The organism is Wolbachia endosymbiont of Dactylopius coccus, assembly GCF_977011065.1.
Map to the genome: position 1 here is coordinate 298,811 of NZ_OZ347065.1, position 22,360 is coordinate 321,170.

Annotated in this window: 26 protein-coding genes and 1 tRNA gene; 13 read left to right on the forward strand and 14 right to left on the reverse strand. The window is 35.1% G+C overall.

Annotation, left to right across the window (positions count from 1 at the left end; genetic code table 11):
• Positions 1-159: 159 nt before the first annotated feature.
• The 6 genes from ACWHVF_RS01570 to rsfS form a co-directional block, all read right to left on the reverse strand.
• Positions 160-348, reverse strand: coding sequence for a hypothetical protein (locus ACWHVF_RS01570; protein WP_064125304.1), 189 nt, complete (start codon positions 346-348; stop codon positions 160-162).
• Between the two features lie 6 nt (positions 349-354).
• Positions 355-636, reverse strand: a complete 282-nt coding sequence (locus ACWHVF_RS01575; RefSeq protein ID WP_064125303.1) for an SWIM zinc finger family protein — start codon at positions 634-636, stop codon at positions 355-357.
• 270 nt (positions 637-906) lie between these two features.
• On the reverse strand, positions 907-1,482 hold the full coding sequence (locus ACWHVF_RS01580; RefSeq protein WP_082860931.1) for a hypothetical protein: 576 nt from the start codon (positions 1,480-1,482) through the stop codon (positions 907-909).
• Between the two features lie 32 nt (positions 1,483-1,514).
• Positions 1,515-2,765: a tyrosine--tRNA ligase gene (gene tyrS, locus ACWHVF_RS01585; protein WP_064125302.1), complete on the reverse strand. Its 1,251-nt coding sequence runs from the start codon at positions 2,763-2,765 to the stop codon at positions 1,515-1,517.
• A 7-nt stretch (positions 2,766-2,772) separates the two neighbouring features.
• Positions 2,773-2,994 carry a hypothetical protein gene (locus ACWHVF_RS01590; protein WP_156488213.1) on the reverse strand — a complete coding sequence of 74 codons (222 nt, stop codon included), beginning with the start codon at positions 2,992-2,994 and terminating at the stop codon, positions 2,773-2,775.
• Positions 2,985-3,302 (reverse strand): ribosome silencing factor, encoded by a 318-nt coding sequence (rsfS, locus tag ACWHVF_RS01595; protein ID WP_064125301.1) that lies wholly within the window; start codon positions 3,300-3,302, stop codon positions 2,985-2,987. The genes ACWHVF_RS01590 and rsfS overlap by 10 nt, the downstream gene beginning before the upstream one ends.
• A 179-nt stretch (positions 3,303-3,481) precedes the next feature.
• On the opposite strand from rsfS, the gene ACWHVF_RS01600 reads away from it, so the two are divergent.
• The 3 genes from ACWHVF_RS01600 to ACWHVF_RS01610 are packed head-to-tail and all read left to right on the forward strand — an operon-like array spanning position 3,482 to position 5,386.
• A complete protein-coding gene (locus tag ACWHVF_RS01600; protein WP_064125300.1) occupies positions 3,482-4,099 on the forward strand; it encodes an AAA family ATPase in 618 nt (205 codons plus the stop codon).
• Positions 4,092-4,580: an RNA pyrophosphohydrolase gene (locus ACWHVF_RS01605; RefSeq protein WP_064125299.1), complete on the forward strand. Its 489-nt coding sequence runs from the start codon at positions 4,092-4,094 to the stop codon at positions 4,578-4,580. Before ACWHVF_RS01600 ends, ACWHVF_RS01605 begins: the two co-directional genes overlap by 8 nt.
• The gene (locus ACWHVF_RS01610; protein ID WP_064125298.1) at positions 4,577-5,386 is read left to right on the forward strand and encodes a TatD family hydrolase; all 810 of its coding nucleotides are present in this window, start codon (positions 4,577-4,579) and stop codon (positions 5,384-5,386) included. Before ACWHVF_RS01605 ends, ACWHVF_RS01610 begins: the two co-directional genes overlap by 4 nt.
• Here ACWHVF_RS01610 and mdh read toward each other — a convergent pair.
• Genes mdh through ACWHVF_RS01640 form a run of 6 tightly spaced genes read right to left on the reverse strand, consistent with a single transcriptional unit; the run spans position 5,381 to position 9,113 of the window.
• Entirely contained in the window at positions 5,381-6,331 is a 951-nt protein-coding gene (mdh, locus tag ACWHVF_RS01615; protein ID WP_064125297.1) for a malate dehydrogenase, read from the reverse strand. The two genes, ACWHVF_RS01610 and mdh, sit on opposite strands and share 6 nt — an antisense overlap.
• 3 nt (positions 6,332-6,334) lie before the next feature.
• The gene (locus ACWHVF_RS01620; RefSeq protein WP_064125296.1) at positions 6,335-6,907 is read right to left on the reverse strand and encodes an NADH-quinone oxidoreductase subunit C; all 573 of its coding nucleotides are present in this window, start codon (positions 6,905-6,907) and stop codon (positions 6,335-6,337) included.
• Positions 6,900-7,406: a NuoB/complex I 20 kDa subunit family protein gene (locus ACWHVF_RS01625; RefSeq protein ID WP_006279574.1), complete on the reverse strand. Its 507-nt coding sequence runs from the start codon at positions 7,404-7,406 to the stop codon at positions 6,900-6,902. The genes ACWHVF_RS01620 and ACWHVF_RS01625 overlap by 8 nt, the downstream gene beginning before the upstream one ends.
• 3 nt (positions 7,407-7,409) lie before the next feature.
• A complete protein-coding gene (locus ACWHVF_RS01630; RefSeq protein ID WP_006279576.1) occupies positions 7,410-7,763 on the reverse strand; it encodes an NADH-quinone oxidoreductase subunit A in 354 nt (117 codons plus the stop codon).
• 18 nt (positions 7,764-7,781) lie between these two features.
• A complete protein-coding gene (locus tag ACWHVF_RS01635) occupies positions 7,782-8,150 on the reverse strand; it encodes an HIT domain-containing protein (protein WP_064125295.1) in 369 nt (122 codons plus the stop codon).
• A 3-nt stretch (positions 8,151-8,153) separates the two neighbouring features.
• On the reverse strand, positions 8,154-9,113 hold the full coding sequence (locus ACWHVF_RS01640; RefSeq protein WP_447933098.1) for a hypothetical protein: 960 nt from the start codon (positions 9,111-9,113) through the stop codon (positions 8,154-8,156).
• Positions 9,114-9,296: 183 nt separating this feature from the next.
• Here ACWHVF_RS01640 and ACWHVF_RS01645 point away from each other — a divergent pair, with 183 nt between their 5' ends.
• The gene (locus tag ACWHVF_RS01645) at positions 9,297-10,826 is read left to right on the forward strand and encodes a UDP-N-acetylmuramoyl-tripeptide--D-alanyl-D-alanine ligase (protein ID WP_064125294.1); all 1,530 of its coding nucleotides are present in this window, start codon (positions 9,297-9,299) and stop codon (positions 10,824-10,826) included.
• A gap of 50 nt (positions 10,827-10,876) precedes the next feature.
• Complete coding sequence (locus ACWHVF_RS01650; RefSeq protein WP_064125293.1) at positions 10,877-11,827, forward strand: complex I NDUFA9 subunit family protein; 951 nt, start codon at positions 10,877-10,879, stop codon at positions 11,825-11,827.
• 8 nt (positions 11,828-11,835) lie between these two features.
• On the opposite strand, the gene ACWHVF_RS01655 is transcribed toward ACWHVF_RS01650, so the two are convergent.
• Together ACWHVF_RS01655 and ACWHVF_RS01660 are read right to left on the reverse strand one after the other, a co-directional pair.
• Positions 11,836-11,909, reverse strand: a tRNA-Arg gene (locus tag ACWHVF_RS01655).
• 731 nt (positions 11,910-12,640) lie between these two features.
• Positions 12,641-13,723, reverse strand: coding sequence for a WD_0033/WD_0034 family tandem repeat-containing protein (locus ACWHVF_RS01660; protein ID WP_447933296.1), 1,083 nt, complete (start codon positions 13,721-13,723; stop codon positions 12,641-12,643).
• A gap of 99 nt (positions 13,724-13,822) precedes the next feature.
• On the opposite strand from ACWHVF_RS01660, the gene ACWHVF_RS01665 reads away from it, so the two are divergent.
• From ACWHVF_RS01665 to ACWHVF_RS01700, 8 genes are all read left to right on the forward strand, one after another.
• On the forward strand, positions 13,823-14,575 hold the full coding sequence (locus ACWHVF_RS01665; RefSeq protein ID WP_064124816.1) for an IS5 family transposase: 753 nt from the start codon (positions 13,823-13,825) through the stop codon (positions 14,573-14,575).
• Positions 14,576-15,102: 527 nt separating this feature from the next.
• Positions 15,103-15,786, forward strand: a complete 684-nt coding sequence (locus tag ACWHVF_RS01670; RefSeq protein WP_064124959.1) for a hypothetical protein — start codon at positions 15,103-15,105, stop codon at positions 15,784-15,786.
• 13 nt (positions 15,787-15,799) lie between these two features.
• Entirely contained in the window at positions 15,800-17,734 is a 1,935-nt protein-coding gene (locus ACWHVF_RS01675; protein WP_064124958.1) for a DUF4815 domain-containing protein, read from the forward strand.
• Between the two features lie 11 nt (positions 17,735-17,745).
• Positions 17,746-18,927 carry a hypothetical protein gene (locus tag ACWHVF_RS01680; protein WP_447933024.1) on the forward strand — a complete coding sequence of 394 codons (1,182 nt, stop codon included), beginning with the start codon at positions 17,746-17,748 and terminating at the stop codon, positions 18,925-18,927.
• 4 nt (positions 18,928-18,931) lie between these two features.
• Positions 18,932-19,126 carry a hypothetical protein gene (locus tag ACWHVF_RS01685; RefSeq protein WP_007301885.1) on the forward strand — a complete coding sequence of 65 codons (195 nt, stop codon included), beginning with the start codon at positions 18,932-18,934 and terminating at the stop codon, positions 19,124-19,126.
• Positions 19,123-20,589: a hypothetical protein gene (locus tag ACWHVF_RS01690; protein ID WP_447933023.1), complete on the forward strand. Its 1,467-nt coding sequence runs from the start codon at positions 19,123-19,125 to the stop codon at positions 20,587-20,589. The genes ACWHVF_RS01685 and ACWHVF_RS01690 overlap by 4 nt, the downstream gene beginning before the upstream one ends.
• 10 nt (positions 20,590-20,599) lie before the next feature.
• Entirely contained in the window at positions 20,600-21,157 is a 558-nt protein-coding gene (locus tag ACWHVF_RS01695) for a hypothetical protein (RefSeq protein WP_064124955.1), read from the forward strand.
• 9 nt (positions 21,158-21,166) lie between these two features.
• Positions 21,167-22,348: a phage tail sheath subtilisin-like domain-containing protein gene (locus ACWHVF_RS01700; protein ID WP_064124954.1), complete on the forward strand. Its 1,182-nt coding sequence runs from the start codon at positions 21,167-21,169 to the stop codon at positions 22,346-22,348.
• Positions 22,349-22,360: the final 12 nt, after the last annotated feature.

Below are 22,360 nucleotides of genomic sequence, written 5' to 3' on the forward strand. Positions count from 1 at the left end.
AATGATAAAAAATTTAGAGAGAAATTTTATACACTATCGCTGATATTTTTCCTTAAGTTGACGCCATTGGCTGAACGGATACGTGTTAGCGCCGCGGCGGTATGATGCCTTCCTTGGATCAGCTATAGATTACCTGATCTCACCATCTTTCCAATCACTTTATACATAATTCTCGGATTTTGAAAACTTACTTTGAGTGAATTGCTCGTATTCTTCATCCTCTAGTTCTTCAAAAATTTCTGGATGTTGGTCACCTAGACGAACAATTATTGAAATGAGCTCTTTGTTTGTTTTTTTAAGTAAAAACCTTTCAAGGAGAGTTTGTTCATCAACATATCCCGGGCACATAGATGATCAATACTCCTTTCTGTCAAGATCAATCAAAGCAAAACCCGTTGCAGCCATATGCTTGCACGGACCATAATACACAAATGCAGGACAGGAACACTTTCCACTAAGGAATGGACCATCGTATTCTAGTTTTACCCGATATACACTTGATCCAACCACCTCTGATTTAGCGTGAGATTTGTTGATAGATACGTTCCGTACTTTTCCTTTGTTGAAATAATCTCTTCCGCTAGAGAGGTAAGATTCTTTAAGAAGATTTTTGATATCTTTATAATATAATCTCATTTTTGCCTCCTTATTTCATATATAAAGCCCTCAATTTTCTAATATATCCTTTCTTCCATAAAAATTTATTAATCCACCACGACTTTTATATGGCCCTGCGGACAATTTTATAGTGCTATAGCTAACTCAAGAAAGGTTTCCCTACGTCATACCGCCGCGGTATCTCAGCATAGATTCCGCTAACGAGCAGCGGAATGACGAATTTTTGTTTTTCAAATTGTAGGTAAACCTAAGCCACTTTAGCTATATATAATAGAATTTCGCTTTCTACTATCTTTCCAATCGCTTTATACATAATTCTCGAATTTTGAAAATTTGCTCCATGTTATACGGTATGGTTGGGTTACTGATCAGCCAGCTCTCAATAAATTGTTTATGCTTTTCTATTTTATAGTTTCCAAGGTGTTCTGGCTCAATTTTCTCTTCCTCCGTCAGTTCTAGTGAGGCACTATTTTCTGGAAAAGTTATATCAATAATTCGATTTTTATAACGAAGGTAGCAGTGCATTTCCGGAATTTGCAACAAGTTATACTCATTTAGAACTGCAGAGATTTTTGGAGTGTTTACTTTACTCATCATAAAAACTGCTATGTGTAACGTCATAGCAACTTCGCACTCAAAACTTAACTCATATATAAGTGCATGCTTTGTGCTGCATGTACCACATTTCTCACTAATTACCGATAAATAATCTGTACGATTGTTATTACGTCCGTAAGGCAGTTCATGTACATACTTTAATGCTTCACGGAATGTAGTAATACCCAAAGTTAAAAAAAGATTTGATATAGGCTTATGCTGAGATAAATATATTTGACTTAAGTCATTCGTATCATAATTTCTCACTTGTACAAAATTTGTTTTCTTACCTTCGAGACCTAATCTGCCACAACTTTAACATGACGCTTCTTTCCTGCAGATAATTTTATAAATGACTGACCTTTAAAGCTCTCGGAATTTATTATATAGTTAACATCGTTTATGATATTATCATTAACTTTGCATCCATTGCCCTGTATTAAACGCTTTGCAGCGCCTTTTGATGGTTCAAAACCGATGTTATGCAGTAGGTTTACTAAGGATATGCCACTTGCAACTTGTTCTTTTTTTATGATGTAATCAGGAAGTAGTGAGCTATCTTCATTCTCAAAAGCAGAGACTGCAGCAGATAGTGCAAGTTCCGCTTCTTTGTTACCATGACATATTTTTGTCACCTCTGTTGCTAAAACTTTTTTTGCTTCATTTATTTCCTGGTCTTTTAAGGATTCTAACTTTTTGATCTCATCAATTGACACATCAGTGAGCAATCTCAAAAAACGTCCAACATCTTGATCATCAACGTTGCGAAAATATTGCCAGTAGTCGTAAGGCTTTAGCATATTATCATCAAGCCACACTGCTCCACTTTCAGTTTTGCCCATTTTTACTCCTTGAGCATTCAATAAAAGAGGGGCAGTAAGGCCAAACAGCTCAGGTAAATTCAACTTTTTTCCAAGCTCAATTCCGTTTACTATATTTCCCCACTGGTCTGACCCTCCAATCTGCAGACGACAGCCATGCTTTTTATTCAACTCAACAAAATCATAAGCCTGCAATAGCATGTAATTAAATTCCAGAAAGCTTAAGGTTTGCTCTCTATCCAGCCTGATTTTCACACTATCAAAACTTAGCATACGATTTACAGAAAAATAAGCTCCTATATCACGCAAAAAATCTATGTATTTTATGTTATCCAACCAATCTGCGTTATTTACTATCATTGCACCAGTCTTGCTGTCATTAAAAGACACCATTTTCTCTAATATTCTCCTTATGCTGGATGTATTTTGATTGATGTTCTCTACGGGCAAGATGCTTCTTGCTTTATCTTTGAAGGATGGGTCACCAATTTTTGTTGTGCCACCTCCAAGTAAGACTATCGGCTTATAACCAAATTTCTGCAGGTGACGGAGCATCATAATCTGAATTAGGTGACCAGCATGAAGACTTGGTGCTGTGCAATCAAACCCAATGTATGCGACTATATGATTATTTTCGGATAATAGCTGATCTAACCCTTCAATATTTGTACATTGGTATAGGTACCCTCTTTCTTGGATAAAATTTAAAAATTCAGATGCGTGTTTCATAATCTTTTTAGCATGTTATTTTATATGTGAACATTGTCATTGAAGATATCGATGATGATGTCATTCCAGCGCGTGACGCTGGAATCCAGTTTTTCATATCAAAAGCGTTATAATTAAGTTTTCTGGATCCCAGTGTCAAGCACTGGGATGACACCTTTTCTTGGGGAGCTATCCTAAAGGTGCGATACTTATACAGTTGTACTTGAATGGCCCAGGCAATCAGTTCCACAATTCTTCTATTTTATAATACTCCCTTACTTCTGACCTGAATATGTGAACCATTATGCCTTGAAAATTCAAAATTACCCAATTGCCTTCATCCATACCTTCTACATCTATTTTATCATGTCGCTTGAGGCTTTTTATTACGTGCTCAGCTAACGCTTTCACATGGCGACTTGAATCACCAGATGCAATAATCATATATTTTGCAATAACGGTTTTATTCTGCACATCAAAAGTTACTATATCATGACCTTTATTTTGATCTATTATCTCTTCAATTGTACTTCTTATCGATTCCATATTGCTAAGCATTGTTTACAGGTTATATGATTCATTTATAATTATATACTCAAAATTTCTAAATATGAACTATTTTCAACGCAACTACTTGTTAAAGGTATTACCTGCATCTATTTTATCATCATGTTTTTAGCATGTACAATGTATATACTTTTTATATAATTGAAAATAGCTTTTTACTAGTATTCATTATGGGCAAGACTCTCATCTACTTAATCGGCTTTCCAGGCAGTGGTAAGTTTACTACTGCAAAGGAACTGTGTAAAATCATTGGTGCAGTAATAGTAAGCAATAATCTATTCAATAATATTATATTTGATATTGTTAAATTACAAAACGCTGAAGTTCCAGATGACCTATGGGAAAAAATTTTTGCAGTTAGGGAAAATGTATTAGCAATACTGGAAAAACACTACGTAAAATCAAAACATTATATATTTACAAATGAATTGATAGAGGGTGATCCCTATGACCAAAGATTATATAACTCAGTGGTAAATTTAAGTAAAAAAATGGATATGGAAATTTTTTCTGTAGTATTACATTGTAATAATGAAAAACTAGTAAGACGTGTCCAATCAGAAGAGAGATATCAGGAAAATAAAATTACTGATCCGGATTTTGCTATAAAGAAAATTGAAGGGAAAAGGCTATTTATACCTGAGGGTTCGCTTGAAATTGATAACTCGAACTTGAGTGCAAAGGAAGTTGCAAAGAAAATTGTTGAAGAGATGAAGAAAGAAGAAAATGGAAAATTAATTAAAACTTCTGTAACAAATCATTTAAAAACAGAGCGTACTCGTGGTTGAGCAGAAAGATAAGTACCGTCCTTGTGTTGGCATAATGCTATTTAACAGACAAGGACATGCCTTTATTGGAAAACGCTTTGATAGCGATTCTTACTGGCAGATGCCACAAGGAGGTGTTGATGATGGTGAGGAACTGGAACAAGCAGCGTTACGTGAGTTGCTAGAGGAGGTTGGTACTAATAAAGTAAAGGTTATAACTAAAAGCAAGGATTGGATATACTACAACTTGCCTGAAGAAGTTATACCAATATGCTGGAATGGAAAATATTCTGGTCAAAAGCAAAGGTGGTTCTTAATGAAGTTTTGCGGAGAGGATGAGGACATTGATATTAATTATACTGATCATCCAGAGTTCAAAGAGTGGCGTTGGCAAAGTATAGATGATTTAGTAGCCAATGCTATATCATTTAAAAAAGAAGTTTATAAGACAGTGATAGAAGAGTTTTCTTCTATAATAAAAGCCTCAACAATAAGCTCATGATAGTAGATTCTCATTGCCACTTGATTTATTTTTCTGATGATGAAATACCAAAAGTAATTTCAAGGGCAGAGCAAAATGGTGTAAAAATTTTGCATAACATATGCGTAAGCATTGATGATATCCCTAAATTATTAAAAATTTCTTCATCCTACGATCAAGTCTACTTCTCTGTTGGTATACATCCACTTGATGCTGCTATAGAAAACGGTGAGTGTATACATGCTGATGAATTAGTTGAATTTACTAAGAGTCAAAAGGTAATTAGTATCGGTGAAACCGGGTTAGATTTTTATAAATCTGACAACAAAGACAATCAGAAAAAAAGTTTTGCATCACACATAGAAGCAGCAAGAATAACTGGGTTGCCCTTAGTTATTCACACTAGAAATGCTGATGATGAGATGATTGATATATTAAAATCAGAAATGAAAACTGGCACTTTTGGTGGAGTAATGCACTGCTTTGCTTCCTCTAAAGAGCTTGCTTATCAATCTATAGATTTAGGGTTATATATTTCATTTTCTGGAATTATTACTTTTAAAAATGCGAGCTTACTCAGAGAAATTGCACAAAATGTACCACGCGAGCGTGTTTTAGTCGAAACTGATGCACCATATCTATCACCTGAGCCTTATAGGGGAAAAAAGAATGAACCAGCAATGGTGAAATACGTTGTTGATTGTTTGGCAGAGTTGTGGAATGAGTCACCAGAACAAGTAGCGAAGGTAACCACAAGCAACTTTTTTAGGTTGTTTACGAAACTTGAGCTACAAGGAAATTCTATAAAACCATTAATTTGCTTATGAACCTAAAGATTTCACCAGCTCTCTCACCGAGTTTACAGACTTATTAAACATTTCTTGTTCACTATCATTCATTTTAACTTCTAGGATCTTTTCAATTCCGTTTTTTCCAATAATTACAGGAACACCAATAAACAAATCTTCTACACCATATTCACCATTAAGGTAAGCAGCACATGGTAATATACGCCTTTTATCTTTTAAATATGATTCTAACATGCATATAGCTGAAGATGCAGGAGCGTAGTATGCAGATCCAGACTTAAGCAGATCAACTATTTCTTTACCGCCATTGCGAGTGCGCTTCACTATTTCATCAACTTTTTTCTGCGTAATGAGACCCATATTGATAACTTGGGTAAGTGGAATGCCAGCGATAGAAGTGCAATTAATGAGTGGTACCATAGTGTCACCATGTCCTCCAAGCACAAAGGCAGACACATCCTCAACTGAGATATTTAGCTCTCTTGCAAGAAAATAACGAAAACGGGAAGAATCAAGCACTCCTGCCATTCCAACAACCATATTAGCTGGAAGGTTTGAAAATTTATGCACCACTGAAACCATGGCATCCAGAGGGTTGGTAACCACTATTACAAACGCGTTTGGAGAATATTTTTTAATATTTTCGCCAACCTCCTTCATTACTTTAGCATTGGTTTGCAGGAGGTCATCCCTGCTCATTCCTGGTTTTCTGGCAATGCCAGCGGTTATTATAATTGCATCGGAGTTTTTTATATCTTCATACCTATTTGTGCCAGTAATATTGACATTAAATCCATCAATAGGGGATGATTCTGCTATGTCAAGTGCTTTACCTTGTGGTATTCCATCACTAATATCAAGTAAAACAACATCACCGAGTTCCCTTAGTGCAATCATATGGGTGAGAGTTCCACCGATATTTCCTGCACCGATTAAAGATATTTTTTTTCTTTGTACTGTCATTTTCTACTCCTTTGTATTTACTTTTATGGTTTTACCTTCCCAAGGCGATAAGCTATCAAACATACGAAAATCTTGCGGTAAATCTATAGGATTATACACAACCTTTTTTGCCTCTATATCGTATCTTACTTCCTCATAACCAGTGAGAGGGAAATCTTTTAACATTGGATGACCTTTGAATCCGTAGTCTGTTAGAATCCTACGCAAATCAGGGTGATCAGAAAACTCTATTCCATACATATCAAACACTTCACGCTCAAACCACAAAGCCGTACTAAATATCTTCGCTACACTTGGAGGCATGTCGCTTTCACATAACTGAAGCTTTATGTGTACTCTAATATTATGCACAATGCTGAGCAGATTGTATATTAGCTCGAAACGCTTCTCTCTATTTGGATAGTCAACCCCAAAAATATCAACTAATAGTTCAAACCTACACTTTTCATCATCACGTAGAAAGAATAGGTGCTTTTCAATTTCATCTAAAGTTGAATATATTATAATAATGCCATCATCTTTTTGAATGCACTCGCATTTGGTCTTTTTTTGTATATACTTTGCAGTTTTATCCATTCCGAGTCCGTTTTATTTTGTTTTGTAGGCATAGCATTCCATATAGCAACGCCTCAGCGGTTGGTGGGCATCCAGGGACATACACGTCAACTGGCACAATTCTATCACAGCCTCGGACTACTGAATAAGAGTAATGGTAATAACCACCACCATTTGCACAACTTCCCATAGAAATAACATACTTCGGGTCTGCCATTTGATCATAAACCTTGCGCAATGCTGCTGCCATTTTATTAGTTAGTGTGCCAGCAACAATCATCACATCTGATTGACGTGGGCTTGCACGAAACATTATACCATATCTATCAAGATCATAACGGCTGGATGCAGTATGCATCATCTCAACTGCGCAACATGCAAGACCAAATGTCATTGGCCACAATGAACCAGACCTTGCCCAATTCATTACATAATCTGTTAAATCACCAAATTTAGTGACAAGAAACCCTTCTTTTTTATAACGACCCCAGTCATCATTAGATAGAATTTGATTTGTCATAAACTACTCCCACTCTAATGCACCTTTACACCATTCATAGATAAAACCTATAGTGAGTATTGCAAGAAATACCATCATAGACCAAAATCCACCATAGCTTATCTTAGATAAAGAAACAGCCCAAGGAAAAAGAAAAGCAATTTCTAAGTCAAATATTATAAATAATATTGAAACTAGATAAAATTTAATGTCAAAATTTTTTCTTGCACTGGATAGTGGATTGAAGCCACACTCATATGTGGAAAGCTTTTCACCATCTGGCTTACTCACTGCAAGAAACATAGGCAATATACCTAAAGCAAAAGATACTACAATTGATACGCAGATAAAGATTACTATGGTTAAATATTCGCTCATTTAACAAAACATATAACACTATGAGTTTACATGCTTTCCTAACTTTTTACCACCTAAAATATGCACGTGAAAGTGTGGTACAACCTGCTCTCCATTTTCACCGTAGTTAGTGACTAATCTATATCCTGTTTTTTCTAGATTATATTTGTGTGCTATCTCTCTTACAGTTTTGAAGAAATCCGCTATTTCCTCTTCAGGAGCTTTTAGAATAAAATCATCGTATGAAATATATTGATTTTTTGGTATAACTAAAATGTGAACTGGTGCGTCAGGATACTTATCACGAAAAGCTAGTACATTTTCATTTTCATGTACCTTCTCACAAGGTAACTCACCTCTTAATATTTGAGCAAAGATGTTATCGCTATCATAAACTTCATTGCTCATATTTTAAAAGCGACCTTTTCCTCTTTCTTCGTTTTTCTCTACATTAGGTGTAGATAGTGGTTTTATTGTTTCACCAGAAACATCTTCAAAATTCAAAAAAGTACTTTCCAATCCTTCTACTTGCTTTTTGATATCTTGTTCTGATAACTGCATATTTTTTATAGGAGAAATAGCTTCTTTACTTTTACCAAAAGGAAACTCGCTAGGATTAGTGATGTTAAAAGATTTTACTAATTCATCTGTACTTGTAACAGTTTCTGAAGACTGCCCTGGTGACTTTCCAGTTTGTGCTGACCTTAGAGTTTCTGATGGTTTGTTCTGATTATCGTATTCTCGATACAATTTTTCTGCAATACCATACAGCAATTTTAAGTCTGTGTGAACTTTAAATTCTCCATCAGTCATTTCTGCAAACTTCTTGAGGTCGTCTTCAACTTTATTAGCAATTCCTTTAAGAACAAGCTCTTTTATTTCTTTCTCGCTCTTGCCTTTATTATCAGGATTAGTTTTAATAGTGTTAGCTATTTCCTTAACGTTAATTTCAATTACAATTTTGTTTTCTTCTCTGAAAATAGTTACATTCGGTAAACCTACTTTACCCAATTGTTCATCGTTCAAATAAGGTATATCTCCCGTCAGAGTCCTTGACGCTAAAAAAGCTACCTTTCCTGTCCCTTTCTTTTGCTCTATTATTTGTATACCAAGATCTTCACTAGCCTGTGTGGTTTTTATGGGTGGGTCGTATTCTTCAAGTGGGTTGCCAATAATAGAACGCCCGCCATTTTTTATGTCGTGCCGCATTTCATCCCAAGACTTAAACCAATTCTTTGGCCATATAGGGTATACTGCACCCTTGGCTAGGACTTTTACACCTCTACCCAGAAAACTTCCTACTCCCGAAGCTGCATTACCAACTTTAGCTAGTATAGAAGTAGATTCTTCATTTTGGTCGTTTTTTGGCATACATACCTCCAAGTTACTTTCTACAACTAAATACATTTTAATTATAGACGAAAAAATTTAAACTTCTATATCCATTATAAGATAGAATTATAGGGATTGCAACCATTATTTATACATTGTCTAAAACATGTAGTATTTTCGCTACTTTTATTGTTCAATTTATTATAAAGAATACTCTAAATTATGTGTAAATGGAACACAAATAATATCATTGATGCAACTGGCGGAAGAGACGTAAATGGTTGTAATTGGATACATAGCTCAAATATTTCAACGGACACAAGAAGCATAAAAAAAGGTGATTTATTTATTGCACTCAAGGGAAAGAATTTTGATGGCCATAATTTTTTGCATGAAGCGTTTTTAAAAGGGGCTGCCGCTGCAATAGTAAGTGAGGGTAAATATAAAAATTTCCCTCTCATTATTGTACAAGATACCCTGAAAGCTTTGCACGATATGGCATCATACTATATTAGAAATATTCTTGTTGATGCTAAAGTTATTGCAATTACAGGCAGTGTCGGGAAAACCACTACAAAGGATATGCTGCACACTGTTTTATCGCAATATGGAGTGTCCCATGCAAACGAAGGTAACTTAAATAATAATATAGGATTGCCTTTGACAATTCTAAAAGCTCCAAAAAACTGCCAGTACTTAATCCTTGAAATGGGAATGAATAAAGCTGGTGAAATAAAAGAATTATCAAAGATTAGTAATCCAAATATTGCAGTTATTACCAACATCGAACCTGCACATACTGAAAATTTTTCATCACTATTTGACGTTGCACAAGCGAAGTTAGAAATTCTATATGGTATGAAAAGTAATGGTACTTTGGTCTTAAACAGAGATAATAAATATTATGATTATCTCTCATCACATGCCAATAGAAATGTAATAAGCTTCGGTAAAGATAAAAATGCTGAAGTTTGTTTACTAAACTTAATAAGAAACGATGAATCTTCTGTCATTTCAGCACTATCTTCTGTCATCCCAGTGCCCAGACACTGGGATCCAGGAAGTTCAATTGCAAATGAGCATATCAGACGGTTGTATAATAAAGACTGGATTCCAGCGTCACGCGCTGGAATGACATCAAACCGAGTTGCTAATAGATTAAGTTTAAAAATCAGGCTGAGTGATAATCAAATTATAAACTGTAATTTACGTGTGCAAGGTGAGCATTTTGCTTATTCGCTACTTGCTGTTGCAGCAGTTGTGCAGAGCCTCGGACTTGATTTATCAAAATTACCACTTGCACTTAAGAATTTTAGTGTAACGAAAGGTAGAGGCAATATTCATAAGGTCAAATACAATAAAAAATATATACATTTAATTGATGACTCCTATAACGCCAGCCCTGCTTCGATGAAAACTGCAATAAAAACTTTGAGTACATATTCTAATCAGAGAAAAGTAGCTTTGCTTGGTGATATGTTGGAGCTTGGTGATAAAAGCATAGAATTTCATACAGATTTGGTTAAGATTGTCACAGAAAATAATATAGATAAAATTTATACAGTTGGTAAATTTATGTCAGAATTGCATGAGCTTTTGCCAGATAATATAAAAGGCGCGCATTTTAATGATTCTAATCAATTGAAAAGTGATTTAGCTAACATTATTCAGAATAATGACGCAATTCTAGTTAAAGGCTCACGAAGAATGAAAATGGATCTTATTGTACGGGAATTCATAATAGAATATTAAGCAAAATCATTGTATTAATTTACAGTAACAAATTATTAGGAACTTTAATCGTGACAAAACGTGTAATTATTTTTGGTGGAACGGGGTTTATAGGGAAACACATCGTAAGACGCTTGGCAGCAGAAGGATATTTAATAAAGATATTCACTCGTAATCAGGAAAAAGCTGCTTGTTTAAAATTGTGTGGCAATTTGGGACGAATATCAATATTTAAAGGCGATTTTTTTGATGAAAAATCAGTTCTAGAGGGTATGGAAGAATGTGATGTAGCCATAAACTTAGTGGGAATATTATATGAAGCAAAAAAGCACGATTTTTACGCTGTTCACGTTAAAATAGCTGAAAGGATAGCAAAAGCTGCAAAAATGAAAAATGTACCCATGATGATACATTTTTCCGCTATGGGAATAGAAAATAGCAAGTTGTCAAAATATGCCAAAAGTAAATTGGAAGGTGAAAAAGCTGTAACTTCAGCATTTCAAGAAGCAATAATAATTAGGCCAAGCCTTGTATTTGGTAAAGAAGATAACTTCTTTAATAAATTTGCAAGATTAGCAACTGTTCTTCCTTTTTTGCCGCTAATTGGCAATGGAACGACTAAATTTCAGCCAATATGTGTAACAGACTTAGCTGAAGTGGTATATCGTATTATCAGTTTTAATAAGCAAGACAAGAAAATTTATAACATGGGTGGACCAAAGGTTTACTCTTTCAAAAGCTTATTAAAGTTTATTCTGAACGTTACTAACAGAAAGTGTTTGTTGATCAATGTATCTTTTCCAATGGCAAAGTTAATAGCTTTCTTTTTAGAAAATAAAATTATTTCTATGCTGCTAAAACCAATAACCAGAGATACGAACCCTGTGCTTACTCAAGATCAGGTGAAAGTTATGATGAATAGCTCAATCGAAAAGTCGGCTGACCTTGAAACAATGAAGGTTCGACCATTAGCAATTGAAAATGTGGTGCCAGAGTACTTGAAGATTTATAGAAAGTATTGATAGAAGAGTGTGCCCGGTAGGATTCGAACCTACGACCCACAGCTTAGAAGGCTGTTGCTCTATCCAGCTGAGCTACGGGCACACAACATATATAAAATGCTTCTTAGTACAAATGAAGTCAAGTATTTCGTGTGAATATGATGTTTGTGGTAATATCTTACAACACCTTGTCATTGCAGTTGTGTGTCACGCGCTGCCGAAATTGGATGCGAGAAGTCCATTTATTTTAGAAAATATTATATAGAAAGTTGCTTGACAAACTCCACCAGCGCCCTTATCATGACAGTGAAGCTATATTATTTAACTTCCCAATCTGTGCAGATTAAAACGACAAGAAGACTTGTATTTGGCGTACTATTGTTTAATTTTTGCACTATGTGCATACTATGTCTTTATAAAAATTTTGGGTTTTTACCCACATAAGCTGAAAAGCGCTTATAAAGCGTTCAAGACATCACCCAACGTCAAATTTTAAAATAAAGAGTGGAATAACTAGCTACTCCGGGGATTCTTTGTCTTTTTTTTCTGCTGGTAAATTTCTTAAACATTTATAGCTTAAGTTAGTTGCACTTAAAAGCAGCTAAATTGCAGTGTTTAAGACTTAAAGAACGCCGATACTGAAAATAGACAATGACCAGGGCTTCTTTTGCCTTTTTTTTGTTTGATAAATTTCTTAATGTTTATAGCTAAAGTAACTTAGGTTCACCGACAACCGTCATCCCGCTACGTGTTAGCGCCGCGGCGGTATGACGTAGGGAAACCTTTCTTGGGTTATCTATAAAACTAATCAGCATCTTGTTCAGCACATACAAATTAAGTTTCACAAATATAGGTAAGATCTTGAAAACATGTTATAGCTACTCCTTTCAATTTAGTGGTGGGTTTTGACAGTACACATGCCCTTTCACTAGCTATCAACTTAAATACCACAGAAGTTACAATCGTTTTAAGTATCACAGAAGTTGCAATCATTGCATTTATATTCTGTGCTTTAACATTTACTCTACTTTCTATTGGAAGCTTTACCACCCCTACATCATTACGTACAGCAGTATGATTTATTTCATTTTCAGTTCCACTACTATTCTGCAACAAGATATCCCTATTAACTTTTATTTCAACATTTTTGTCACTACTACCATTGTTAAAATTTAATCCCTCATCTCTTCTACTTTGTCTTTTTTCTTTTAATTTTAATTCAGTTTCTCTTTTATCAAGGGTAGGAAATGGGATGTGAGTTTTTTCCTGACCATCTTGATTTATAGCTCTTGTTATATTGAAAACTTCGTTGCTTTGACATGATATTGTATAAGTAAGTGGTGCGTAGATTTTTTCTTCACTATCTTGATATTTTATGGTTATTGTTGCGTTAAGAATGTCTTTCAGAATATCGTTTTCTCTAGCTATGTCTAAAATTTTTTGAATAACTTTGCGATCATGTAATACGGCAAGTACTTTATCAGTTACTTCTTGATTATTTTGATGTTTTATAGTTATTGTTGCGTTAAGAATATCTTTCAGAATACCGTTTTCTTTAGAGACTTTTAAAATTTCTTCAATAGCCTTGCTATTTTTATATAATATGGCATAAGTAAGTGGTATGTAAGTTACCTCCTGACCATCTGGATATTTTATAGTTGTTGTTGCGTCAAGAATGTCTTTCAGAATACCGTTTTCTTTAGCTACTCTTAACATTTTCTCAACAGCTATACTATCTTTACGTAGTATAGCATAAGTAAGCGGTGCGCAAGTTTCTTCATGACCATCTGGACATTTTATAGTTGTTGTTGCATCAAGAATATCTTTCAGAATACCGTTTTCTTTAGAGATTTTTAAAATTTCTTCAATAGTTTTGCTATTTTTACATGATATAGCGTAAGTAAGCGGTGTGTAAATTTCTTTCTGACCATCTAGGCTCTGTGGACAAAAAATATGAAGAGGGAGAAAAAAAGTGGCAGTTTAACCAAATGAACATAAAAATGGAGAAACTACCGAATGGAATATTATATAAAAGAAAGAAATTGGAAACAAATTTTAGAATTCATAAAAGGCATAAAAGGAATGCATAGTAAAGACGAAAAACGTTTAAGAATATTCATAGAAGCAGTGTGGTATATGGCGCGAAGTGGTTGCCAATGGCGACTTTTGCCGAAAATCTATGGCAATTACAGAAGTATACACAAACGATTTAAGAGATGGTGCGAAAGGGGTATTTGGAAAAATTTATTGGAGTACACAAAACAAGAGCCAGATTTAGAAGCCGTCATAATCGACGGTACGATCATTAGAGCCCATCCATGTTCGGCTGGATATACAAAAGATTCGAAGGATCAAGAGGCTTTAGGGCGAAGTAAAGGTGGCTTTACGACTAAAATTCATGCACTTGTTGATGCATTGGGAAATCCTTTAAAATTTATACTTACTCCTGGCCAGAGGAATGAAATTACACAAGCTGAAGTATTAACAAAAAATGTCTATAACTCCATTGTAGTAGCTGATAAGGGTTATGACAGCAATGCTTTTGTGGTCAGCCTTGAAAACAGGAAATGTGAAATCGTAATTCCATCAAAAAGGAATCGAAAAGTGCAAAGATACTATGATGAGCATATTTATAAAGAACGTCATTTGATTGAGTGCTTTTTCGGTAAAATTAAAAATTTTAGGCGCATTTTTTCCAGATTTGACAAGACCGCAGAGGTTTACATGGGATTTCTAAATTTTGTTGGAGCTCTCATATGGCTTCTCTAAAATTTTGTCCACAGAGCCTAGCATAGTACTTTATATATTTAACAATTATTGGATCAATGCCTGAAAAAGAATTTTTAGATTTCATAAAAACCTCGAATAATCAAAGATTTATTACTAATTCTTCTTTCGAGACTCTGCAGAATTTAAATAAGAATAGTTTATCTATTATGAAAAATAGAATAAGACAATAATTATTTTATTAATAGATCAAATAAGACTTCTCTAAAATTAAATAAGACAGATGAAAATCGGATGAGAGAGAGTTTGATTTTCAGTGAATTGCTGAAATTTAAAATATATTCACCTTGGTCTTCCCAATAACGAAATTTGATATAAGCTAGTTAGAAAGACTGGCTAATTTCCAAAAATCTTATTTAAACAGTGGAATATTGTATTGGTGCACTACTTTTCTATGATTTAGTTGATTTTCAAAAGCTGCCTTAAAATTATTTAAACTTTTTTTTATATTGTTTGGACGAATTGTTGAGCAACCGTGTATATATATAATACAGGGGTCAAACTTTCAAATGTCAATTCTTACACAATCAGGTCGAGCAGCGATAGCAGCAAGTATAAAAGAGCAATCTCTACATCTTGCCTGGGGCATTGGTAATACAAGCTGGGAAAGTAGCCATCAGGTCGCAAAGGTTTTTATTGAGGGTGAAATAGCTCTAGATCACCACACTATTAAAGATGTAAGGGTTTTTATAGGACAAACAGTGTATCAATCCAGTATTGACTATATAGTTGAGAGCAGTAGTGGTATAATAAAACGTACGAAAAACAGCTCTATTGTAGAGAATAGTACAGTAACTATAGAATACATTCAAGACACACCACCAAAGTCCATTACATCTCAAAAACTGCTCAATGAGCTTGGCAGACGTACTGCAGATGAAGTGCTATTCTGCACAGGTGATGAAAACGGCGAACTTATAACTCCTTCTGGAAGGTTTAGGCCCTCAAATGTACCAACTAATAATCTTTTTCTCAAATTCACTTTCGATTTCACGGACGCAGCAAATCAAGTTATCAGGGAACTCGGGGTTATGGTTGGTACAAAGGTAAAGGAGAAAGCACCTCCTGGACAGAGATATTTTGAGCCAAAAGACGTGGAAAATCCTGGAATTTTGTTAGTTTTAGAACACACGGTACCACTGATCAGAACCGCAGCAACCCGGGAAACTTTTGCCTTTGTCGTTACATTCTGAAGAGGGGAAAAGAATGACTTTGAATAGCTATTATAATCGCTTTAATCCTGATAAAGAATATGAAAAAAGCTTATTTCTTGCAGGAAGAGGTCTACAGTCTGCAGAACTAAACGAGACTCAGGAATATGCTCTCTCTAAGCTTAAAGGTATAGGCGATGCAATATTTCGTGATGGTGATGTTATAACAGGAAGCAATTGTATTATAGATAGAGAAACTGGTAAAGTTACGCTTGAATCAGGAAAAATCTATCTTCGTGGAGCAGTTAGAAAAGTCGAAAAAGAAGAATTTATTATTCCACTGAGTACCACAGTTCGTATAGGTGTTTATTATCTAGAATCTACTATTACAGAGCTTGAGGATGAAAATCTTCGTGATCCTGCAGTTGGTACACGTAATTATCAAGAAATAGGCGCTGCAAGGCTTAAAGTTTCCACCATTTGGGGGTATCAAGCAGAAGGTCTTTCTCCACGTTTTTCTGAAGGAGAGTTTTATCCAATCTATAACATAGAAAATGGAGTATTAATAGAACATTCACCACCTCCACAAGCAAACATAGTAACTACCGCTCTTGCTCGTTATGACAAAGAGGCAAATGGTTCCTATGTCGTAAATGGCCTTGAAGTAATGTTCCTGCAAAAGGAAGAGGGGGAAGGAGGAAAAAAAATATTTGTGATTAATGAGGGAAAAGCTCATGTTGACGGCTATGAGATTGAACTTCCTCACAGTATTCGTGTTTCTTTTGATGAAGATCCAGATATAAAATCAGTTGAATCAGAACCACATACTTTTCAGCCAAATAGCCAAAGAGTAATGGAACTTAAAGTTAATGATTTTCCAATAAGTGAAATCAAAAAAGTAGATATAACTGTTCAAAAAACCATTACTGTTACTCATGGTTCATACTCTGGAGCTGTTGACCCGATACCTGACTCTGCAGTACTTGAGATTATTCAAGTTAAACAAGGCAATGTTATTTATGAAAATAGTGTAGACTATAAGTTAAATGCAGGAAATGTTGATTGGTCGTTACCTGGCAAAGAACCTGCACCTGGAAGTAGTTATCAAATAACTTACCGCTGTCGCACTCATATAAGTCCTGAAGATATAAGCGAAGAGGGATGTAAAGTAAAAGGAGCAGTTGATAACAGCTTGGTTTTGATAGATTATACCTGGAAAATGCCCCGTTATGATTTAATTACTATCGATAGCAAAGGAGTGGTAAGAAGAATAAAAGGAATTTCCCACTCTTGGAGACCATCAATGCCTAAAGCACCTTCTGGACAACTTTTGCTCTGCTACATTCACCAAACATGGAAAAACGGAGAAAAAGAAGGGGTGAAAATAGTGAATAGTGCTATTCATGCTGTACCGATGAATGAACTTGAAGCAATGAAAAAAGGAATAAATGATCTTTATGCGCTGGTTGCACAGGAACGTCTACGCAGTGATGCAAATTCAAGAGAACCTACAACAAAAAAAGGAGTATTTGTTGATTCGTTCTTCGATGATGATATGCGTGATCAAGGAATTTCGCAGTCTGCAGCAATAGTAAACAAGGAACTAATTTTACCAATAGATGTAACTATTGCTGATATTGATGGAGGAGAAAAAACTTATTTGTTGCCGTATGAACTTGAACCGGTACTGGAGAAGCTTTTACAGACCAAAGGAGAAAAGATCAATCCATATCAAGCTTTTGATCCAGTCCCGGCACAAATTACTCTAAATAAAAATATTGATCACTGGACGGAGGTAAAAACAAATTGGAAAAGTCTAGTAACCAGAGTATTTAATGTTAAAGAAACAACAGAGCTGCTGTCAAGTACTTCATATGAAACTGAATTTATGAGAGAAGCAGTACAGAATTTTGAGATCGAAGGTTTTGAGCCAAATGAAAAACTTAAAGAAGTAAAATTTGATGGCATTTCTATTACACCTATGGCATAGAGGAAAAAAAAGTGGAAGCTAACAATCAGGGAAAATTAAAAGGAAGGGTGAAAGTGCCGGCAAATATTCCAGCAGGTACTAAATTAGTGCAATTTTATGGAGATAAAGGAAGCTATGGAGAAGCAACTTATACTGGTAAAAAAACAATTACCATAGAAGAAAGAAGAAGAGTTATCGCAGCAAGACGAGTTGATCCTTTAGCGCAAACATTTACTTTAAATGAGAGCAGACACATAGGAGGTCTAGACTTATGGTTTATAAATAGCGGCAAAAAACGTGTTGTTGTGCAGATTAGAGAAACAGCAGTGGGAATGCCCTCGCAGACTGTCATTGCTGAAAGTTATGTTGAGCCAAAAGATATAAAGATAGATGGCACAGCAACACGTATAGAGTGGTCACCAGTGTTTTGCCATGCAGGACAAGAGTATGCAATAGTGCTACTCACTGATGATGCAGATACTGCAGTAAAAATAGCAGAACTTGGCAAATATGATGCAGTAAATAGCCGTTGGGTAACAAGTCAACCATATCAAGTAGGAGTATTACTCTCATCAAGCAATGCAAGTACCTGGACACCGCATCAAAATTTAGATTTAACGTTTCGACTACTAGCTGCAAAATTTAGTGAAAATTCTCATGTTATTGATCTGGGCAAAGTTACTGCAAACAATACTTCAGATTTAATAGCTTTGACGAACGTCGAAAAAGTAGCATTTGATACTAATGTGGAATTTATCTTAACAGATGAAGAGGGAAAAGAAAATTTTCTATCTGATAACTTGCCGCTCGCGCTGCGTGAAAGACTATCTGGAGAGTTAACAGTAAAGGCAAATTTAAAAGGGTCAAAAGAAAAAAGTCCGGTTCTTTATCCTGGGTTACAGTTAGTTATGGGTAATATAGGGGAAAAAGGAGATTATGTTACAAGAAGTATTACAGCAGGAGCTAACACTAAGATAACAATTACCTATGATGCGCTAATACCTGGCACTGCAGATGTTAAAGCATATGTACAAAAAAACGTGGATTGGCAATTAGTAAATTTAACATCAGGAAAACCAATTGGAGAAAATTGGGTAGAGAGAACTCATGTGCTATCAAATTTTAATGGCAATGAGACAAGGATAAAATTAGTTTTAAGTGGAACAGTTGTCTATCGTCCTAAAGTCAAAAATCTACGAATCATTATCACTTAGCAGAATGTCAGATGATAAAACAAGTAGAGGATATTCACTACCGCATCCAGAGAATATTGCTGTGCAAGATGTTGTTCGTATTCGTACCACAATTGAGAAAATAGATGAAGATATTACCGAAAGAGAAGATGAGCATAATCAACTAAAAAATAATTTTAAACGATTTAGATTTGAAACTTTTTTGAATTTTTGGGAATGAAAGAAGCAATATACCAAAGGATAAAGGATTTAGCAGCAAACAGCACACCTGATCAACTGGCATATCTTGCAAAATCGCTGGAGTTGATAGCAGATAAAAAAGCTATTGCTGACATTGTGCAGATGACTGAGGTAAAAGAGATAATTGATGCACTACAAAAGAGGCTTAAGGATTTAGCAGTAAACAGTACTCCAGATCAATTAGCATATCTTGCTAAAGCATTGGAATCAATAGTCGACAAAAGTGCAGTTTCTGAAATTGTACAGATGACAGATGGTAAGTTAAAAGAACTTCTTGATAGTGCAAAAAAACACTTAAATGACATAAACAGCAACAAAACAAACTCAATATCGTCAATAACTGCAGCAAAAACAGATTCCGTCAATGAAATCAACAAGCTTAGGGATAATGCCTTAAACACCTTAAAAGCATCATCAGATTCGCATATATCTCTACTTGATACGAGAAAGAATGCCAATATTGCAGCAATAAATAGCATTAGTAACAGTCATAAAGATGGCCTTAAAGGTTTAGTAGAAGATTTTCGTGCTGTTAATAATGTACCATCTGGCTCATCAATTATTAGGGAAATAGAAACTCGTGATAACCAATTAAAAATATCCCTGATAAACGAGATAAAAACTAGAGATGATGAGTTGAAAGCGTCGCTTACACAAGAAATAAGAAAGCGCAATATGGTTGAACCAGGGTCATTACCTTTCTTATTTGGTGTACTTGGAAGAAAAAATAATTACTTTGGCCACGGAACTTTTATGACAGAGCTTGGAAAGTGGAGTAGTGATATAACAAAAACTGACTATATGTTACAACTACTAGCAGGTAGCCATACATACGATACAGATTACGTTAGTTTTTATCGGCCAAGACAACTAAGTTTTATAGAGGGAAGTAAAGGAACCTTTATTTACGGAGAGTTATGCACAAAAAGCTTTTCGGGTAGTTATGATGAGATATACTATTACCCATATGCTGCACTTGGAGTAGTATTTATAAAAAATACAACCAATGTGAACATAAGTAAAACAATAGAATTTGTTGGATCATCATACTCTAGTACGGAGTATGGGGGTGCAGGATTATTTGTGGGGACACCAGATAATACTAACTCTAACAAATCAAGTATTTCAAGAATAATATGGAAAAATGTTTACCAATACACAAGTTCTGATACCAAATTAGCTGGATCTGGTAATGTGGAGATTCCAGCAGGAAAAACAGTTGCAATATTACTTTACACATCATCTTACCTGTATTCCAGAACACAAGTTAGTCAAGGTATGCTTGCATCAAATTATGTACACAACTATGTTCAATTTATTCAGTGGGGAATTTATAACATACGTAGCAATTTTCTGACTACAGGGCTTGAAGTAGATGTGGAAAGGACGCTCAGGGCTTGGCAATGTCCAGGGTTAGAACGAACTGATCAAATATGGCAATGAGGAGGAATTTGTGACTATTTATATACGTTTCAAAAATCATAAGCAGATTGAAACAACAACACTTGAAAACAAGCCAACTGGAAATGATTGGCGTGAAGCACCAGAAGATTTTGATTGGCAAAAAAGCTATTGTTTAACTGAAGGAGAGAAAATTGTTGAAAGGAATAAGGAAGATATTCAGTTGGAGTTACTCGAAAATGCAAAACTTTCTGTACTTTCTAATCTTCGTGCTCATTATGATAACTATACTCACCAATACACAGGAGTATCTCATCAAAAGTCTAAATCGTATCAAATACAAGAAAAAGCCGCAAAAAGCATTCTAGCATCACCAGAATCTATAGATGAAAAAGATGCAGAAATTATAGAGCCTTTAGCAAAAGTCCGTGGTATTACAGTTATTGAAATGGCAAGAATAATTGAGGAAAAAGTGAAAAAAGCAGTAAAAGCAATAATTAAATGTGAAGAGTTGGAAGACATTACCAAGAAGAAAATTGAAGAAGCTAAAAGTGAAGTAGAGCTACAGACTTTGCTCAATGATTTTAAACAAAAAATGCAAGAAAGTTAAAAAGAAAAAATGCCAGAAGAATTTTTACACGGAGTAAATGTTATTGAGGTAACCTCAGGGACAAGATCAGTACGTACAGCTAAATCATCAGTGATAGGTGTAATTGGTACTGCATCTGAAGCCGATGAGCAAAAGTTTCCACTGAATAAACCAGTGTTAATTGCAGGAAGCTTAAAGGAAGCAGCAAAGCTTGGAAAGAGTGGCAGTTTACCTTCTGCAATAAATGGAATATTTTCCCAAATTGGTGCAACAGTAGTAGTTATTCGAGTTGAAGAAAGTGAGAACAGCGATCCAAAATTAAAAAAAGAAGAAACGCTGAGAAATGTAATTGGAGGAGTTGATAAAGAAACCGGGGAATATCAGGGAATTGAGGCATTTCTCAGCAGTGAAAGTATAGTTCATGTTGCTCCAAGAATATTAATTGCACCTCAGTTTACTCACCAACTACCAGAAGATGGCAAAAATCCAGTAGTTTCAGCATTAATTCCTATAGTAGAAAAGCTGAGAAGCATAATAGTAGCAGATGGACCAAATACCAATGATGAAGAAGCAATCAAGTGGAGAAAAAGTGTAGGCAGCTCAAGAGTTTACGTGGTTGACCCATGGATTAAGGTATTTATTGAAGGAAAAGAAGAAATCTTGCCATCAAGCCCATTTGTAGCTGGTTTAATAGCGAAAGTAGATAGCGAACAAGGATTCTGGCATTCACCTTCAAATAAAGAGATAAATGGTATTGTTGGAACAAGCAGGCCTATTGATTTTACGCTTGGTGATACAAATTGTAGAGCAAATCACTTGAATGAAAATGAAGTAACAACAATAATTCATCAAAATGGCTACAGGCTTTGGGGAAATAGAACATGTTCAAATGATTCGAAATGGGCTTTTCTGTCAGTGAGGCGTACTGCAGATTTAATCAATGATAGTTTACTTCGAGCTCATCTATGGGCAGTTGATCGCAATATTACCAAAACTTATATAGATGATGTGATTGAGGGGGTGAATTCTTATTTGGCTAATTTAAAAGCGCAAGGAGCAATTATCAGCGGAAAATGTTATGCAACCCCAGAACTCAATACACCAACAAATATTGCAAGTGGAAAAGTATATTTTGATTTTGAGTTTACACCGCCATATCCAGCAGAACAGATTACTTTCAGGTCACATCTTGTGAGTGGTACAATATTATAAAAATGGGAGAAA